Here is an 18,349-nt window from a genome sequence, read left to right as displayed (position 1 = left end):
CTATGCTTTACAACATGAAAGATCTGCTCAGCGTGGCCCAGCGTCATCAGTTTGGTGTCGGCGCATTCAACATCGCCAGCGCAGAGTTTGGCCGTGTGGCGGTTGAGACAGCCGAGCGGCTGGATTCACCACTGATTCTGGAGATCCATCCGGAAGAGATGGCCTTCACCGGCCCGGAGTTTATCGGTTATCTGCGGACGCTGGCGATTCAGGCGCGTGTGCCGGTGGTGATCCATCTTGATCACGGTCGTTCGCTGGAAGAGGTGATGAAAGCGATCTACGCCGGTTTTACCTCGGTGATGATTGATGCCTCGTCTCACCCTTTCGAGCAGAACATTGCGCTGACGAAGAAGATCGTCGAAATAGCGCACACGATTAATGTCTCCGTGGAAGCGGAGCTGGGTACCATCGGTGTGGCGGAAGGCAGCGGCGAAGGCGGCAGCAACGAGATTCTCTATACCGATCCGCAGCAGGCAGAGACCTTTGTGCGTGAGACCGGCACCGACACGCTGGCCGTCGCCATCGGGACATCGCATGGCCTCTACCCCAAAGGGAAGCAGCCGAAGCTGGATATCGAGCGCCTGCAGCAGATCCGTAAGGTGGTGGATATCCCGCTGGTGCTACATGGCGGGTCAGGCAACAAAGACAGCGAGGTTGCGGAATCCATTCGTTATGGCGTCGGTAAAATCAATATTTCCAGCGACATGAAGAAGGCCTTCTTCGTGGCGCTGGAACAGGAACTGAAACAGGGTGGACACGAGCCTAATGCCCTGTTTATTAAACCGATGCAGGCGGCAGGTGAAGTGGTCGCGGCGAAGATGGCGCTGTTTAGTTCGGTGGGGAAAGCGGCGCTGTATCGGTAAGCCCGTTGTCCATCGTGAGTGGAACCCGGCTGCGATTCAAAGAGACACTGAGGATTCAGTGTCTCTTTTGCTGGCATCATAACAATCAGCGCTCTGTGCGGCTGACTGAAATCCAGGGGCGTTTAGCGAGGCGACCTGTTCAGCCACGGACGGTAATAGATATGTTCAGCCTGGAAATCGACCGCGCCTTTATTACCGGTGAGACGTTCAGCAAGCGTTAATGCAAAATCGAAGGCGACACCCAGACCCCGTCCACTGAGCAGATTGCCATCCTCCACCACATCCTCCATCACATACTCGCCATCTGTTACCGCCAGCCCCAGTTCACCTGAGCAGGTATAACGACGGCCTTTGAGCAGGTTATTGCCACCCAGCACCCGGGCGGCAGCAGAGCAGATGGGTGCAATCAACATGCCGGCGTCATCATGTCGCTGGATTAAGGCAGCAACAGCAGAGCTGGCGGCCAGATTCTTAGAACCTTCAGGCCCGCCAGGCATGATCAGTGCATCGAATAAATGTGCGTCCGGTAATTCTTCAATCAGCGTATCTGCTTTAATGACGGCACCGTGGTAGCTGACGATCTCGCGCTGAGGCTGACAGGCAACGGTGGTGACGATGACGCCCAGCCGGCTGAGTATATCGAGAGTAATAAACGCTTCTGCTTCTTCAAATCCTGTGGCCAGGAGTAATGCTGCATTTTTGGACATATTCCCTCCGATGATTTCCAATAAATGAAACATTGTTTCATTTTATCGGCATTCTACCAGAAGTTTTCCGCTGTCGATGACTCCGTTTATAGAGCGGGGTTTTATTACGTGTGCGTGACGGGATGCCACTAACAGCGCGAGGGGCGCTGTTCCTTTGTTTCGGCGTGAGCCATAAGCTGGTTTTTCTGCGCGGGTAATCGTCCTCTTCAGCCGGGTTCCTGCTGGGAGAAGATTGGGTTATAGCAGTGTGGCTGGGTTGGTTCAGGGTGATGAGGTTTGGTTACTGCGCAGCTGAAACATCAGCCGGCGGCGTTGAAAGAATAGCGCAGCGTTTATCCAGTAGCGACTCAACGGACGCCCGATTGCCCTTATCCCAGCCGCGCCGGGTGGTGAGCAGGATAAACCCTTTCTCTCCCGAGAACGTCGTCGGGATGAGCGCTACACCCGATTCCGCCAGCTGTGGCGGCGACAGAGGGAAATGGCGCGCAACCGAGGAAACAGGATAGATCCCCATCGCCGTGGGCTGCATAACGCGACGGGCATAATAGGTGTGATTCAGCAAACGGTCGGGCAAGGGTCGCCAGTCATTATGAATATAGGGGCGCTCGGCCTGAAGCTGTCGATAGACATCCTCCCGCAGGCAGGTCAGATGAATATGCAGTTGATTCTGGCTGCGGCCATAAGCGGAATTCAGCGCCATGCCGAGCCGATCCTCAGGCACTTCAGCGCCATAGGCCGCCATCAGACGATAGCGCATTAGCCAGGCGTAACCGAAATAATCGGCACGTCCGGGGCGCGACAGCGCAATGCTCTCAATGCCGGACATCGCCATCGTCGGTACCAGAATAAAGTGCAGCCTGTGGCGAGGATTCTGGATGATGCTGTAGCCCTGTGTGCTGTCCCGCGGCAGATAGACTTGCTGGCAGGGAGCAGGATCGCGACGGTAATGATAGTTATTCATGCAGAGGTCATGCGTGACCGTCCACAACGCGTCAGAGCGGGCGCATCCTGTCAGCAGCAGCGCGATGACCAGCGGCAGAGACCGGCATCGCAACAACATTTTCCCGTTCAGGCGACTCAATTATTCAGAACCCTGGTCAGCTCAACCTCACGGGTTGTGGGATTAAAATACAAATAGAACTGATCCCCATCCAACTGATCAGGCCTTGCCCATATTTCCTTCTCACCCAGACTGCGCTTTTGCTTCGCGTATCCCAGCTTTTCGAGATAAGCGCGCAGCGATGCAGTATCTGCAGCTCCTTTAAATACGATGCTATTTGAAGGGGAATAACCGTCACCAGGATGCGATTCAAAGTAGTAGTTGTCCGTAATGCGCGGGGCATTTTCAATATCCGGGTCTGTCAGCATGTGGTAGTTAAAGAGATCATTTTCTTTATAGACAGTTGCCTCATCAGAGCCTGATGTAACGAACCAGACAAACAAGCCGCCACAAACAAGTATGGTGACAGCTATAAGGGCGAACCACTTAAATAGTTTTTTCATTGCTTCGTCCCCATGAATGAGAGTGAAGTCCCATCATTGGTAACGACCTTAACGATTCCAGAAGTGAAATCGTTCCACGGCCTGAGCCAGGTCATAAAATGCGGAAGATTTACCTTATATGGCTGATGTCGGACGCATTTGTCATCCGGGTCAGGAAAAAGAATCGGACGGAATCCATGATTTTAATGGGAACCGATAGCCCCGTAGTAGTCCCAGTGCCGAACCGCTGAATCATAGCTGACTGGCTTGAGACGATAGCCATATCGACCCGGTGTGATAGCCCGATAAAACCCGAACAGATCAGACACCAAATCCTCACCACTGAAGCCACTGTCTGTATACCATGAGAATGACCGCAGACTTTGCAGACCTTCAAATCTGGACGCGGTGTTCATCATCATCGCCAGCATGATTCTATTAATCTTATCGGTGCTCCGGCCTCGCTTGATTTCCCAGTGAGAAAATTTCCCGATGCCAAACCGCGATTTGAACTTAAAAACGCCCATATCCTGCCGGTACATGACTGAATAAGATGGCTTGCCGCTACGCCCACCTTCAGCGAACTGACGCCTCAGCGCAGCCACATCATTGCCACGGGCATGGCCCATCTCAATCCAGCCCAACACTTCGGTATAGACAATACCCCTGTCGAGTACGTCAAATGATGCCCCATCCTTAATTTCTCTTATGGTGCTCATAATTACATCTCCTTATGTAGTTTGCTCGTGAATGGTATAGCTGATTTTTCAGGCAGTCCATACGGGAAGCTGTTTACATTAGCGTGCTCCCATTGATTACCATCTCGCCTGCGCTGCATGGCGGTTTGGGCAACAAAGACACTGAGGCCGCGGAGTCGCTCCGTCATGGCGCAGGTAAAATCATTATCTCCAGCGACATGAAGAAAACTTTCTTCACAGCGTTGGAGCAGGAGCTGAAGCCAGGGAACTCGAGCCTAATGCTCTGTTTGTTAAACCGCTGCAGGCGGTGAGTGAAGTCGTCGTGGCTAAGATGGCGCTGTTGCGTTCCGCCGGTAAGGCGTCTTTTATCGGTAAGGAGTTGGTGGGGTAGATTGAGACAGGGAGTTGAGATTGGGAAGGTACTGATTAGTAGCTGTCTTTTTTTGATTTGGGGACCGCTTATGTTGAGCAGGCAAGACTTGTCAGGATAAGAGAAAACAGCGTTAAGGATAGCTCTAGATGAGGTGCTTAAATGAGCATATAAAACGCTCCCAAAACGTTAAGCTTGCGATTTACATATTCAGGTAACGTGTTGTATTAAAATAGTTAAATCACATACTAAAAAACAGAAAAAAGTACCGAATGAATCATTACTATTACGTAAAAAAGGATGACATCAGCCTATAAAACGTTTATTTTTACGTAAAATAAATATTACTTCCAGGTAACTGCTCTATGGCGAATTTTGACACTGACTATTGCTACTCTTTCCCCGCAGTCAGAGGAATCCAGGCAGGCCGACCCTTTTATATCGCTACCTGCCCTATGCGCATAATCCCCAAAATTTTTAGTTTTGACGAAAATGAAGTACCTCCTGAGTTGCGCGCACAAAGGACGTTAAACAAAGCACGCATACCTGAAATGGTTCGCTACTTACTTGAAAATCCAGATGATTATGTCTTCTCTGCACTAACTGCTTCCATTGCAGTTGATGTGCAATTCGATGAGTATTCGGGATCCAATAACTTAGGGACTTTGCGCGTGCCCATGGAAGCACAAATTTTAATCAATGACGGGCAGCATCGCAGGAAAGCGATAGAAGACGCACTGGATGCAAGACCAGAGTTAGGACAAGACAATATTCCTGTCTTATTCTTTGTCGATGAAGGACTTAAACGCAGTCAGCAAATGTTTGCTGATTTGAACAAATACGCCATCAGACCAAGCCCTTCTCTTGCGACGCTCTATGACCATAGGGATATCAGTTCGAATCTTTCACGGTATCTGGCTATGAATATCGAGCCTTTTATCGGACTGACTGAAATGGAAAAATCCAGCATCAGTAAGTTTTCAAACAAACTGTTCACTTTGAGTAGCATCAAGCAAGCTACGCGTTCTCTGCTGGGGAAAGAACCTAAAGCCAATGATGTTGAGCAGTGCTCTGACCTTGCGGCTCTCTATTGGCAAGCGATATTTCAGGTCATGCCAGACTGGCAATTAGCAGCAAAAAAAGAAGTCTCTCCAGCTCAACTTCGGCAGGAGTATGTTCATGCACACGGCATAGGACTCCAGGCGCTGGGTTTACTGGGTCATTGCTTGCTCTCAGAACACCCTGATTCATGGCAGAAAATAATTTGTGCTCTTAGAGACTTCGATTGGCGTAAAAGTAGCCCAGAGCTAACCAAACGTGCGATGCAACATGGTAAACTCAGTAAGACGACAGCATCTATTCAGCTTACCTGCAATGCTCTTAAAATCGCCTTATCGCTTCCCCTTTCAAATGAAGAACAAGAGCTAGAAGCTCAAATGGTTATCTCATGAGTAAACTGATTCAGGCCCACGATCTGGCCGATTACGAAGATTTCATCAACCAGGAAAATTTTGCCGGGCGGCCCCTGGCAGAATACGTATCTGAAGTACAACGTATCTATTGTGCTGATAAGCGTCCATGGGTGATTGGTTACAGCGGGGGTAAAGATTCCAGCGCTGTCATTACTTTGGTATACCTCGCACTACTGGGACTACCGCCCGCTATGCGGCAGAAAGACGTGTTTCTTGTTTCGTCCGACACATTGGTAGAGACACCAGTCGTAGTAGATTTGATCAAGAAGACCATGCAACGAATTGAAGCCGGTGCTAAACGCGCTGGACTTCCAATCACTCAACATGCTGTCATGCCAAAGACACATGAAACCTTCTGGGTCAATCTTCTGGGTAAAGGTTATCCTGCCCCTACCCGTAGTTTCCGCTGGTGTACTGAACGCATGAAAATCAACCCGGTAAGCGATTTTATCAAAGATAAAGTCAGCCAGTTTGATGAGGTCATCGTTGTACTTGGATCGCGTAGTAGCGAAAGCGCATCTCGTGCTCAGGTTATTGCTAAACACAAAATTGATGGGACCCGTCTGGCACGGCATACCACTCTTGCAAATGCTTTTATCTATACCCCTATCGATACCTGGGACACTGAAGACGTCTGGAAATTACTCAGAGGTGCATACCGTTATTCTCCAGATGATGTCGATGAGTGGGAAAACCCATGGGGTGGTAACAACCGTCCCTTGTGGACACTGTACATGGACTCTTCAGCGCAAGGCGAATGTCCGCTTGTTATCGATGACAGTACGCCGTCTTGCGGTAGTTCACGCTTTGGATGCTGGACTTGTACCGTGGTTACAAAAGATAAAGCGATGGAAAGCCTGATCCAGAATGGTGAAGTCTGGATGTCCCCGTTACTGAAATATCGCGATCTTCTGGCGTTCACCACCGATCCAGTGAATAAAGATACTTACCGCAACTATAAGCGCCGTAGCGGCAAAGTCAGCTATCAATACGCTAAAGACGGCGAAGAAATAAGCGCTGAACGTAAGCATGTTCCAGGGCCTTACTGGATGAAATACCGCCAGCAATGGTTGAAAGATTTGCTGGAAATTGAACGAGATATGAATGCTCAGGGTCACACCATCACGCTTATCACTGAACCTGAACTACATGCTATTCGGCAGGAATGGTTAAAAGATCCGAATGAGCCCGATTGGTATGATGCCCTGCCGGGTATCTATCGGGAGGTCTATCAAAAAGATTTAGATTGGGTTGTAGACGACCAGTCAAGATTTGATGCCAGTGATGCTGACTTGCTAATGCAGATATCTCAAGGGTTTGATGTTGAACCTGAGATGGTCATGAAGTTAATTGAACTGGAAGTATCAATGGAAGGCCTGAGTCGACGTCAGGGAATCTTTGACAAGTTAGGCACCATCCTGAGACAGGATTGGGGCAGTCTTGAAGAAATCAAGCTGCAACAAGAAGCATTACAGAAACGAAACGATCGGGATATACATCAGAGCGAAGTCGCTCAGTTAGAAGCCGAACTCCAGATATTGCAGCGAAGAATCGCCGAAGTAAGTGACTCGTCTTTGCATACCAGTGAGGAAAAAGAACATGTTAATTAAACAGCTGGTTTTGCATAACTTCAGAGTCTTCAGAGGTGAGCACGTTATTGAATTGGCGCCCAGAAAGCGCCAAAACAATTCTAATCCGCGCCCGATAGTTTTATTTGGTGGACTAAACGGCGCTGGAAAAACATCAATTCTATCGGCTATCCGAATTGCCTTATACGGTAGACTTGCGTTTGGTACTTCAACCCAACAGCAAGAATATGTTGAAGAGCTTAGTGCGTTAATTCATAACGGTTCAACTGCGGGCGAAAATGCAGGTGAAGCATCTATCAAGCTCAGCTTTACTTATAACAAAGGCGGTTATGAAGCTGAATTTACTGTTACACGTACGTGGAAAAAAGGTAAAAAAGATCAGCTATCACTTCAGCAAGATGGCCAACCCCTGAGTGAGCTGGATTATGATCAGTGCCAAGGGTTCCTGAATGAATTAATTCCACATGGAATTGCTGATTTATTCTTTTTTGACGGCGAAAAAATTGCAGAACTTGCTGAAGACGATTCAGGAAATATTCTACGCACAGCAGTTAGACGCTTATTAGGATTAGATCTCATTTCGAAACTTCGAAATGATTTGATGATATTTGTTAAGCGCCAACAATCAAGTCAGCTAGAGATTTCTAAACAGCAAAAGCTATCTGAGCTTGAAGAACAGGCTAAGAATTTTTCTTTCCTAGCAGAGCAGATTTTAGAAAAAGCTGATTTTGCAAAAATGCGCATCGATTTGCTGACGAAAGAAATCATGCGTTATGAATCCCTGCTCAATGCCGAAGGCGGTGCTTTTGCACAAACTAAAACACAAGAAAAACAGAAAGTTGATACGCTTTTAAAGGAAAAAGAGCGCCTTGAAAAAGCCTTGCGCCATGAGTGCGATGGCTCATTACCCTATGCTTTAGCACCAAAAACATTGGGCATTTTGTTGGACCAAGTAAATAAAGAGATGCAAATCAAGCAAGCGAGCAGTTTTGAAAAAGAATTGAATCAATTTCTCGTACAGCTAAAAAATGATATCTCATTCCGTTCAGGTACTACAGGTCTTATTGCTGCCGAAGCGATTGAAGATAATCTAAAAGATTTCCTCGCTAGTAAACCTAAAGGGGAGTTATTGTTTGACATCTCGGAACGGGAAGCTGGGATGATTGAACAGTCTATACGGCAAGACAGTAAGAAATCGTGGGAACGTTTTGAGCTCTATCGCACTCAATTAGCAGAAGTTGAAGAGCAGTTGGAGCAAGCGGCAGCAAATATTGCGCGTGCGCCGGAAGATGAGCAGCTCATAGATATATTTGAAAAACTACGAGAGCTTGACCGGCAACGCGAGAATAAACGGCAGGAGTATCGCCTGCTTCTTGAAGAAGCAAAGCAAACTAAACAACAGCAGCTTGAATGTGCTCGCCAGATACAAAAAACACATGACCTGGCTCGTAATCAGCATAACTCTGATAGTGCATTTAATAATGCGCAGGAAACGATCAATCTGCTTGATCGATACAGCGAACTATTAACGCAAGCCCGGGTTAAGACGCTGTCAGTTAACTTTGGCGATGCCTATCGTAAATTAGCGCGTAAAGAAGATTTACAGCTCAATGCTCATATCAACCCTGAAACGTTTGATGTGGAATTGATCGATGAAAAAGGCACTGTGATAAATCGTAAACTTCTTTCCGCTGGAGAAAAACAGATCTATGCGATTGCAATACTTGAAGCTCTGGCCAAAACCTCTGGTCGTGATTTGCCAGTAATTATTGATACGCCATTAGGCCGTTTAGATTCACAGCATCGAGATAAATTGATTAATCATTACTTCCCGTTTGCCAGTCATCAGGTAGTGCTGCTCTCGACAGATACAGAAGTAGATGAGCGATATTTTGTTGATCAATTGCGAGATGATATCTCTCATGCTTATGAGATTGTTTTTAATGCAAATACTAAATCATCAATATTAAAACCGGGATATTTCTGGGAATTGACTAAGGAGTCAATCTGATGCTCCCTAACAGAATGCAGCTCAGTCGTCAGACTGAAGAACAACTGAAAAAGTTAAAAGGTTATACTGGGATCACTCCAAATTTATCGGCTCGCTTAGCCTTTTTCCGCTCAGTAGAGAGTGGCTTTCGATATGCGAGTGAATCAGATAATCAAAAGCTCGATGGTATGCTAGTTCTTGATAAAATCACATGGTTAGGGGATACATTACATACAACTGAATTTATTTTAAAAATGATTTATCCGAATCTCGAACATAAGTACTTTATCAAGGCTTGGGCAGCTCATGTTGAAGATGGAATTGCAGACTTAAGAAGCCATCGCAGTATGAAGAGTTTTTCTAAAGCCCTCTAATTCATATTCAACCGATATTATTCAATAGTAAAGATTAAGGAAGCAGTGAAATCATCACTGCTTCCATTATCATATTCACGTAGTAAAGAGATTAAATTACAGAATGTAATCTTTAAACTCTATCCTCTAAGGCAACTACTTTGATAACTTTTGCCGATTGCTCAATATTTCCATCATCACTCATATGCAGGCCTACAGATATACATTCTCCTTTTTTTAACTTTGCCAGTTCGCTTAACCATTCTTTTTTACTCGAACCGGGAACGGCTTGCTCGAGTAATTTAGCGTAACTTTGAATTTCTGTTTCAGCTGGAGCAAAAAATAGTTTATGAGCAGCTTGGAATAAACGGTCCTGTTCATCCTTTCGCAGGTTGCTAAGGGTCTGAGTGGCTAATATAAGTGACAAACCATATTTTCTTCCTTCAGTTAACATCTTTCCTAAAGGACTATCGAGTTTCTGATCTAAGTTTTGAACCTCGTCCAATACTATTGGCAATGGAGAGTTTTTACTTCCATTAGTGCAAGCATAAGAGTATAAGTCCCATAATATGAACTCAACCGCCAAGTGCCATATGTCACGTGAAAGCCTAGCGAGCTGAATTATTCTTGATGTGGTTAATTTTTCATTGAATATATTTGACCATCCGTTTGAGGATGGTGAGAAAGAAAAAAGATTAGCTTTTACAATAGGATGTAATTTATTAGCAAGAGTTTCACCATGCTTACCTAATTCATTAAGATCATTAAGCATTTTATCGAAATTATATTCATTATCATACAATCGCACGCCCTCTTCGATTGCTCTTATAAGAGTTGATAACTGCTGATTCCCAAGATCAGAAAATACAGCATTGAAAACAGAAGCGACTCTCGACGCAACAGCGTGTTCGGTATCAGTAATATCGAAACCTGCTACTTTTTGTGATTGCTTGTTGAATGGGTTTAAATCAAGTGCCTTTTGAATCACAAGGTCAGTTATAGGCGAGACTTTATCAAAGAACAATTTTTCAAGATGTTCGGGAAGAAAACCATTTGTGTAATCTATAACTAAAGAATTGACATGACATTTGGCCAATTCCAATAAAATAGCCTGTATACAATATGTTTTACCCTGACCAGATCTTCCAAAAACGATCAAATGCCTATTTGGTAATTCTTTACTTCCATATTCCCAATATACAGGTTTTTTACTGTCAACTGCATTACCAATAAGTACACGACAATCATCAATGTTATAAGCAGCATCATAACTTGCTTTATCCAATTCCACCGCCTGAGATTGTGCGTCTAGAAAATAATCTACTGAATTTTCATCTGTTAAAGTAGAAGCTTTAACGTCCGTTGATAAAGATTGAGTGTTATCTACGTAAGAAGAACTCACATTATCAATGCATCTCTTGATAATATGCTCATGGATGCATAACTGCTTATTTAAGATATCAATTGCTTCTTTACGAGTTGAAGATATATCCAAAGCTTTACGACAAATATCAGCAAGACTAGAGAATTCTATAACGCATTTTGATATAAGATTCTGTACAAAAAAGTAATTTTTCCCATGTGCTTGGGCATAAATCTTAAGTAGAGAGATATAAAAATATTTATTGTAATTTTCATTGAGATGAAAATTGAGAAAATCCTGAAGCTTTGAAGCTTCAATGATACGCGTTTCGCCATCAATGAATTTTATGGCTAGTTTAAGCATATACTCTATATTTAAGTCAGTAAAAGCATTATCAACATGTGAATACGTATTTTCATCGATCCTTACTATGCACCCATCAGTTAAAAGTTGGTCAATGTAAAATGCTGCATGGCCAATAGATTGACTTCTTATTTTTGAAGCAACGTCGTTTTTTGATAAAGGTCTGAGAGAGTTTTTAAAATAATCTACTAAAACTGTTTTTTGAGAAGCCAGATCAAAACTTTCAACTAGGCTTACAGTATCTGCTCCAGACTTACCATTAAAATAAATACCAAACTCTTCTCCATAAGCTCGGACAAGGTGCCGTACTAAAAAGTAGTCATCTGAAAAGCTAGCTCTTTGATATATATCTACTGATAAGTTTACTGATACTCGACCGGCATACTGATGCTCTTGCAATTTAGAGAAAACAAATTTCAGAATTCTTTCTTTGTTTTCTTCAGTAATATTTAAATACTTTGCGTGACGGTATGCACCTCTTCCACATTGATAAGCGAGATCTTTATCGACAGCTCGCAATAGATTAGGATCCAGTCTATCCTCAAAAAAAAGTCCACTTGAAAGAGATTTCTTATTTGCTTCACTTTGGATATTGTACCAGACATCCCCGTTTGGGAAATCAAGTAGAGTATTTGTTAATGCTGGTATTTTTGATAACGCAAGAGGCATTATCATATCACTATAGATTTTTAAAATCCCTTCCCTCCTCCAAATTGCAATTTGATTTTCAGCTACTGCAATCTCAACATTCAGGGTTTCATGAATGTACCATGCCAAATCATCAATAGTTGCAGGAGCCTTATTCCAGCACCAAAAGTCTTCAAAAACGGTTTTTGAAAGATTAGGAGCAGTGACTAAAGAAATCTCATTCTCATTTAAATTACAGCAAAGTTCAATGAATGAATAAAACTCTTTTGAGGATTGGAATTTCTTTCGCAATTCAGGAAACAATGGTGTTCTTAACTCACTTAAGTTATTTTTTGTAATTGACCAAATAACTTTGCTCGAAATTGGTAGTGAACAAACAAAACTATTTCTAGCTTTTACTTCTATTTGTCTTATTCTTTCTCTGCTAACATTATAACTAATACCTATAGTCTCGAGAGTCTCACTTTCACAATTAATCCCAAATCTACGAATAAAGATGTCATTCTGTCTGGAATCCGAATCAGCTATATAGTCATCAAGGTACGACAGTAATTCATTCTCTACCTTCTCTAAAGAAATATTAAAATCCTCAATAATATTTTTTTCTATTCTATTTTTATTTATCGAAAATTTATTTAATTTTAAAAGGTCAACTAGATTTATGAATTTTTTCAGTTTTAATTTTCCGAAACCCTCTATATCCAATAGACGTTCTTCAGATATTTCTGTTATTTCTTCTATACTAATATCATTACCAAATACCCTAAGTAACGTATTGACTAATGCTACATATTCATTTGTAACATTAACATCTTTTAACTTAGCCTCATAATTAATATTGCTGGAAAAAACTCCCTCATGACTTTCATGACTTTCATGACTTTCATGACTTTCATGACTTTCATGACTTTCATGACTTTCATGACTTTCATGACTTTCATGACTTTCATGACTTTCATGACTTTCATGACTTTCATGACTTTCTTCTAAGACTATTCTCTTAAAAGTATAGAATAAAATTAAATCTTTTGAACTTAGTTTATTCTCATCTTTAAAATCAAGCTCCGTTAATGAAATTATATCTGTATGATTGATATCCCTTTTGAGTATATTTATTATTTTTTTAACTATAACGTCAAATTTAGATTCATAGTTAAAATTAGCTTTATACAAAACCTTATCGCTAAGATCATCTAAATTTTCACTAGAATCTTTTGACCCATATTTTTCATATTTATTTTCATTCTCATAAGTAATGTCTGATTGAAGAGCCAAATAATCCTCAAACTCGCCTTCAAACAATTTCAATTGCGAGAGTTCAGGATAAGCTTTAAAGTCTTTAAATTTTATAGAGAGATTTTCTATTGATTCTTCATGTAGTGTTTTTACAAATCCTTGAGGTAAACGTACCTTCATAACACTCAAGTCGTTATCCAAACTTATCTCTATACGAGATCTTTCCATTTCCTCATTGACAGCTAATACAATTCCCTCCGGGTAATTGGTCAAGTCACATATATTGTAATCACCTTGCAATAAATGGTCACAGCTATCATGCAAAAAAGAAAAATATCTTTTTGGGAAAACATTATATAGTTCAAACTTTTCAATTTGAGTGAATAGTTGTTGTACAAATAAAGAACGATAAACACGTCCTTTAAAACTATTAGGCTGAAGTAACTCTTTCATGTGCACAGAAAGAGCTTTAGACTGTTTTATTGCTTTTGTGAAATCTGTACCATATTTTCTCGATTTTACTTCTAATGGCAGAAGAACTAATTGCCGATCCTTAATTCCAACAAAAAGTATATCATCGGATAAAGCACCTTTAGTCTTGTTGTGTAACCGTGCAGAAAAATCATGATCTTTGATTTGTAATCCTAAATTACCAGTAACGCGAAGCATTTCTCCCACAGATAATGGAATCCATGTCAGATCACTTGGTAAAAGTAAACTTGAAATAAACTTATAGGCAGCTACGATACCTTTTTTTTCTTTAATTTGATTTTTTAAGCTTTCACTCCTTTTCTCACCTGAATCTTTTACAATGTTTAACAACCACTGACCATTAAGAGCATTGAATGAACTAATAAGTTCATTTGAGTTACTCTTTAAAAGATCCTTATAAAGTCCGATTCGGGAAGATACTGTTACAGCATCATATGATACTGAGTTAGTATATTGATCAGTATAATGTATAAGTATAGTTTCTTTAGTATCAAAGAAATCCAAAGTTACTTTAGGATCTATTATACAAGTCCAAATGCTTGTGCTATAAACTTTGCTTAGTTTACTTCTAAATGAATCCTGTACAGCTAGAACCGGAACACTATTCTTAATAAATTTTGCAGAGTTATCCCTATAAGGAAGAAGAAGTTGGTTGTAAAGTGAAGCAAGTTTTAAAACATAATTATCTACATTTACATTTTTCAAACCAAATCCCGTATAGAATACATCATTTTCTAAATATGATGATTCTCCTGACAAAAGCCCCTCACATAATATTCCTGATTTACTTTCATTAACATTATTAGTACGCATAACTACTTCTTCGTTGTTTTTAAAGAAGCTTAGATGTGCATAATGATATTCAGTAAAATCAGTTATTTTATATAAAGTAACCCCATTTCTTAATTTGTATATTAAATCATCTAGATCTGCTTCCTTTTCATTAGTATTAGTTCTTACTAGTTCACGCAACTTATGAATGTTGCTAAACTCTGATAGCAGGTCGAAATCAGTATTATAAAACCCTTCATTATAAATATTTATTTGTAAGTTTTTTCTTTTCCTGGTCGCTTTTTTAAAATACAACAAAACGCCTTTGAATAAATCGGAGTTATGCTTATTATTTATTGAATTAATGATTAGTGGAGTGTCTGTTGAATTTTCAAATAACATTTCAAAACAGCCAACGAAATCAACTATTTTTTCAAAAACAAGTTTTGAAACATAATAGTTATCATTTTCTCCATTCGCACCGATCTCAATCCAAAACTTGTTATGGCTTAATGGCTTAGCTCTCAAAAAGGTTGATTTATCATCAAATAATATAGGTATTAGTCCGCTGGCATTAAATTTATCAACGGTTGTAGGAGGTATTAAACTAAATGAATTAACCTCATCGTTTTTTCTTAATCTACAAAACTGTAAGGCATATGACAAACATAATGGATGAAATGGTGTCAGAAACTCATTTCCATTCCTTTTGATACTACCTAAACTTATTAATAAACGGCTTTTCGTATTCAAAGCACCCTGCGGTACACATCCAAGTTCTTTCTCTACATAAAAAAGCAATTTTTCAATTATTTCTGTTAAGCTATCAGGCCAGTTTGTTGTTGATAAAAGTGTATCATTACTAGACAGCCACTGATAAAGATCATGGTAACATGCACCAATTTCCGGATATTCTTCTGAGACATCTTCCACGCTGATTTTTCGATTACTTTCATCATCAAAATATACTATATCATCATTAATCAAATTGTATTCTATAACACATAAATCTTTAGCCTGTGGCGATAGATCTTTTTCTCTACCACCGATAACAACTCTAGATGCGTTAGGCTTATATTTTGGAATACTATCAGCTGAGAAAATATTGATACTTCTTTGCGTATCGAATAGACTTGGTAGTTTGATACTCTCAACTAATTTTGGACCAACAATAGATACTTGTAAATCATGATTTCCTGAGAAAAACCTTATGTCACCATGATAATCTAACTCCTTAATTTCTTTAAAGCTAATTGACTTTAATCCTTCAAAATTGACACTCTTATCTTTGCCGGTAAATATATGCTCTCTATTTTTACAGGCATCGATAACCATCATTTCTGGCATATTGCTTAATATAAGCCGCCCTTTTTTTCTTTTAATTTCAACTTCTAGATACTCTAGATAATTTTTTAGATAAAAAACATTGCTTTTAACAATGCAAATATTAAATTTATAAGATTCGCGTGACGACACTCTTTTCAATCTGATTTGAAAGAATATTGGTGAACCGATAAACGGGAACTTTACGTTTAATATGGAATGATTATCTGTGTTTATCGTATTGATGGTTACACTATCAAGAGATAAATCACCTTCAACCATAATTTGTTCATTTCTGAGTTGAGGTTCCCCTCTTCCCATTTTTATTTTAAGCTCAACTTCATTGCTGCTCACTTCACTGATAAGTGAAATCTGTCTATTTGAATGTGAATTGTTATCCAAATCTTTCCATGTATTTAGCACATTACTATTTATTTCTATACTTTTCACTTCAAGCTTTCTAAGCTTGTTTTTTTCTATTTCAGCCTCAATATTTGAAAAACTTTCATTTTTATATTCTAGCTTGTTTTTTATAAACTTATCTTTTATAAAACGCTCACCAAATCCAATTTCCTCTAGCTTTCTTTGAAGTTCTGAAGAATCATCACTGAAGTCGTTCACTATTGAGTTTATAGTAACCGATAACTTCTTGTTTTTATAGAGTTCTTTTTTTAACTGAGTTTCATCATTAATATCTGACAATCTAGGCTCTGGGAAAAAACCATGCTCTTTAATATCTATTTTTTCTGAATTTAAACTTTTATAAAGTTTTTCAAATCCAAAAATACTTAAATTCTCCTCGTCGATAGTTTTTTGAGAAATTTCAATCAAAGAATTGCATATTAACTTCTCTTTATGTTCAGATCCTAAATTACTGAGAGCTTTACTCACGCTCTCGGAAGAATATACACCTCCAACTGCACAAGTATCTGTAAAAGTAGTAGTTAATGTTTCGAGTGAACTATTGTTTATTATAAATAATATTGCGCCTTCAATATCGTTTATTGCATCTCTAACGCTTGCTATGTAATCCTCATGACTTGAATTTGCATCCTGCTCACCCAGATGATGTAGCATTACTATTATTTTTTTACCGCCTCGACTTTCGACATAATTTACCATGGAGTCATTAACCTTCAGCATTTTAAAGCCCAAAGATCTAAACCCATTATATAGTTTTAAGGATTGTTCTGGATTAGAACTTACATATTGATATTTAGTATTTTGGCTATTTATTTTATCAATATAGGAAAAGAACAAATTAGCTAAAAAAACCTCAAACTGTTGATTTAACATATACTGCATCTCCACTATCACTTAACTTTTCAACGTTGCCGACCGTTTCATAAAATTTCAACAGAGCTTTTTTTGATTTTAGATCAAACCATACACCACGTTCATTGAAACCTTGAATTAAATCGTCAATTAGAATTTTTTTAGATTTCGTTTGGTTTATTATTAAGTTTGTTATAAGAATTATTATTTCAGATTTTAAAACAAAGTAACTGCCTGCTCCTCTTCTGTTAGTAATAAACCCAGCAGAGAAACTATTTTCAAATGTACTGACAACTATTTTGTTTCTACTTTTACGCGAATTTGCTTTTGAAGATCTCAGCGTCTCATCAAATATTTGTTTATGAATAGACATGCCTTTATTTAAAGCTTTATGAACAGTGTCTTCTTCAAGGTATATTTCTCCAAATAGCTGAGATAAGTATTTGTTAAACTCATTTACTTTTGACAAGAGTGATGGTATTTCACTTTCACACACCTCCCAGGCTGGTTTTTTTGTTATCCGGTTTAAATAACCTAGCAATGGAAAAATACTATAAGCCAACCCAGTTGTTTTACTAAATAAATATTCATAACCAAATTGATTACATTCATGCCTTTCTTTACTAGCAGGCTCAGTTTCAAGAATAAAGTATAGTTTTTTCGCTTCGGGTTTTTTATATCTATGGGCTGGAGTGCAGACATGTATTGTCAACTGCGTCAAATAAATAAAAACGTAAAATGCCACAAAGTTTTCAATTTCTTCTAGTAAATACGTTGTATTTTCTGCTAGCGCGTTAAGATCTTTCGAAAATAATTGAGATAAGAACGGTAAGTAGCCTTGATAATTTTCATTCTTATCTTTGGATATACAAAGGGCTTTAATATTACTTATTAAGTGGTTTTCTAGAGCATTACAACCATTCAAGTCATATTGCTTATTAATGATTTCCGAGGTTAAGCCACGCATGATACTAATCATTGTTTTTGTTCTTGCATTACTCTTTTCTTCTTTATTTATTAAATACGCTAAAGGTGTTACTGTTAAAATTTCATCTCCCGAGAAATAAATCTCATTTATAACCTCAGCTAACTCTCGCGTATCTCTTGACTTATTTGTAATTTCTAGAACTTCTTCTTTTAATTGCTCTAACGTGCGATCATTAAGCGAAAGATTATACAAAGAACCTACTACCTCTTGATATACACGCGTCCAATCAATTTTATTATCTCTATCGTTAGGCCCTATTGGAAGATAAACATCAGCAACGTTCGCATATAAGGAATTATTATTTTCATTCTCAATATATCCTTCTACCATGGCGATGGAATTATTAATAATATCTAACGCATCCAT

The 18,349-nt window shown here is 39.9% G+C and carries 10 protein-coding genes and 1 pseudogene; 5 read left to right on the top strand and 6 right to left on the bottom strand.

The annotated features are described in order from the left end of the window. Nucleotides 1-2 precede the first annotated feature (2 nt). Nucleotides 3-863: a ketose-bisphosphate aldolase gene (locus HZZ01_RS11605; protein ID WP_179897482.1), complete on the top strand. Its 861-nt coding sequence runs from the start codon at nt 3-5 to the stop codon at nt 861-863. Between the two features lie 122 nt (nt 864-985). Here HZZ01_RS11605 and HZZ01_RS11600 read toward each other — a convergent pair whose 3' ends face one another. The 4 genes and pseudogenes from HZZ01_RS11600 to HZZ01_RS11585 form a co-directional block, all read right to left on the bottom strand. Continuing rightward, nucleotides 986-1,570, bottom strand: coding sequence for a DJ-1/PfpI family protein (locus tag HZZ01_RS11600; protein WP_179897480.1), 585 nt, complete (start codon nt 1,568-1,570; stop codon nt 986-988). Between the two features lie 280 nt (nt 1,571-1,850). Further along, the gene (locus HZZ01_RS11595) at nt 1,851-2,630 is read right to left on the bottom strand and encodes a CDP-diacylglycerol diphosphatase (RefSeq protein WP_179897479.1); all 780 of its coding nucleotides are present in this window, start codon (nt 2,628-2,630) and stop codon (nt 1,851-1,853) included. A 17-nt stretch (nt 2,631-2,647) separates the two neighbouring features. Beyond that, entirely contained in the window at nt 2,648-3,073 is a 426-nt protein-coding gene (locus HZZ01_RS11590; protein WP_179897477.1) for a hypothetical protein, read from the bottom strand. Then, nucleotides 3,070-3,771 (bottom strand): annotated as a pseudogene (locus HZZ01_RS11585) (hypothetical protein). The gene HZZ01_RS11590 and the pseudogene HZZ01_RS11585 overlap by 4 nt, the downstream one beginning before the upstream one ends. 714 nt (nt 3,772-4,485) lie before the next feature. Between HZZ01_RS11585 and dndB the strand changes: the two are divergent. From dndB to dndE, 4 genes are read left to right on the top strand one after another with little or no spacing between them, the layout of a single operon-like run. Continuing rightward, entirely contained in the window at nt 4,486-5,571 is a 1,086-nt protein-coding gene (gene dndB / locus HZZ01_RS11580; protein WP_179897475.1) for a DNA sulfur modification protein DndB, read from the top strand. Then, a complete protein-coding gene (gene dndC / locus HZZ01_RS11575; RefSeq protein WP_179897473.1) occupies nt 5,568-7,202 on the top strand; it encodes a DNA phosphorothioation system sulfurtransferase DndC in 1,635 nt (544 codons plus the stop codon). The genes dndB and dndC overlap by 4 nt, the downstream gene beginning before the upstream one ends. Continuing rightward, a complete protein-coding gene (gene dndD, locus HZZ01_RS11570) occupies nt 7,192-9,192 on the top strand; it encodes a DNA sulfur modification protein DndD (RefSeq protein WP_179897471.1) in 2,001 nt (666 codons plus the stop codon). Before dndC ends, dndD begins: the two co-directional genes overlap by 11 nt. Then, nucleotides 9,192-9,545 carry a DNA sulfur modification protein DndE gene (dndE, locus tag HZZ01_RS11565; protein ID WP_179897469.1) on the top strand — a complete coding sequence of 118 codons (354 nt, stop codon included), beginning with the start codon at nt 9,192-9,194 and terminating at the stop codon, nt 9,543-9,545. The genes dndD and dndE overlap by 1 nt, the downstream gene beginning before the upstream one ends. A 112-nt stretch (nt 9,546-9,657) precedes the next feature. Here dndE and dptH read toward each other — a convergent pair whose 3' ends face one another. Further along, nucleotides 9,658-17,016, bottom strand: a complete 7,359-nt coding sequence (gene dptH, locus HZZ01_RS11560; protein ID WP_179897467.1) for a DNA phosphorothioation-dependent restriction protein DptH — start codon at nt 17,014-17,016, stop codon at nt 9,658-9,660. Next, nucleotides 16,997-18,349, bottom strand: a complete 1,353-nt coding sequence (gene dptG, locus HZZ01_RS11555) for a DNA phosphorothioation-dependent restriction protein DptG (protein WP_179897465.1) — start codon at nt 18,347-18,349, stop codon at nt 16,997-16,999. The genes dptH and dptG overlap by 20 nt, the downstream gene beginning before the upstream one ends.

This window comes from Pantoea sp. WMus005, from assembly GCF_013415305.1.
Lineage (GTDB): Bacteria > Pseudomonadota > Gammaproteobacteria > Enterobacterales > Enterobacteriaceae > Pantoea > Pantoea rara.
This window is presented reverse-complemented; position numbering and strand designations above follow the sequence as displayed.

Excerpts from the sequence above, each read along its gene's own strand:
- HZZ01_RS11590 (WP_179897477.1), bottom strand. The coding sequence starts at position 3,073 with ATGAAAAAACTATTTAAGTGGTTCGCCCTTATAGCTGTCACCATACTT.
- HZZ01_RS11605 (WP_179897482.1), top strand. The coding sequence starts at position 3 with ATGCTTTACAACATGAAAGATCTGCTCAGCGTGGCCCAGCGTCATCAG.
- dndE (WP_179897469.1), top strand. The coding sequence starts at position 9,192 with ATGCTCCCTAACAGAATGCAGCTCAGTCGTCAGACTGAAGAACAACTG.
- dptG (WP_179897465.1), bottom strand. The coding sequence starts at position 18,349 with ATGGATGCGTTAGATATTATTAATAATTCCATCGCCATGGTAGAAGGA.
- dptH (WP_179897467.1), bottom strand. The coding sequence starts at position 17,016 with ATGTTAAATCAACAGTTTGAGGTTTTTTTAGCTAATTTGTTCTTTTCC.
- dndC (WP_179897473.1), top strand. The coding sequence starts at position 5,568 with ATGAGTAAACTGATTCAGGCCCACGATCTGGCCGATTACGAAGATTTC.
- dndB (WP_179897475.1), top strand. The coding sequence starts at position 4,486 with ATGGCGAATTTTGACACTGACTATTGCTACTCTTTCCCCGCAGTCAGA.
- HZZ01_RS11600 (WP_179897480.1), bottom strand. The coding sequence starts at position 1,570 with ATGTCCAAAAATGCAGCATTACTCCTGGCCACAGGATTTGAAGAAGCA.
- dndD (WP_179897471.1), top strand. The coding sequence starts at position 7,192 with ATGTTAATTAAACAGCTGGTTTTGCATAACTTCAGAGTCTTCAGAGGT.
- HZZ01_RS11595 (WP_179897479.1), bottom strand. The coding sequence starts at position 2,630 with ATGTTGTTGCGATGCCGGTCTCTGCCGCTGGTCATCGCGCTGCTGCTG.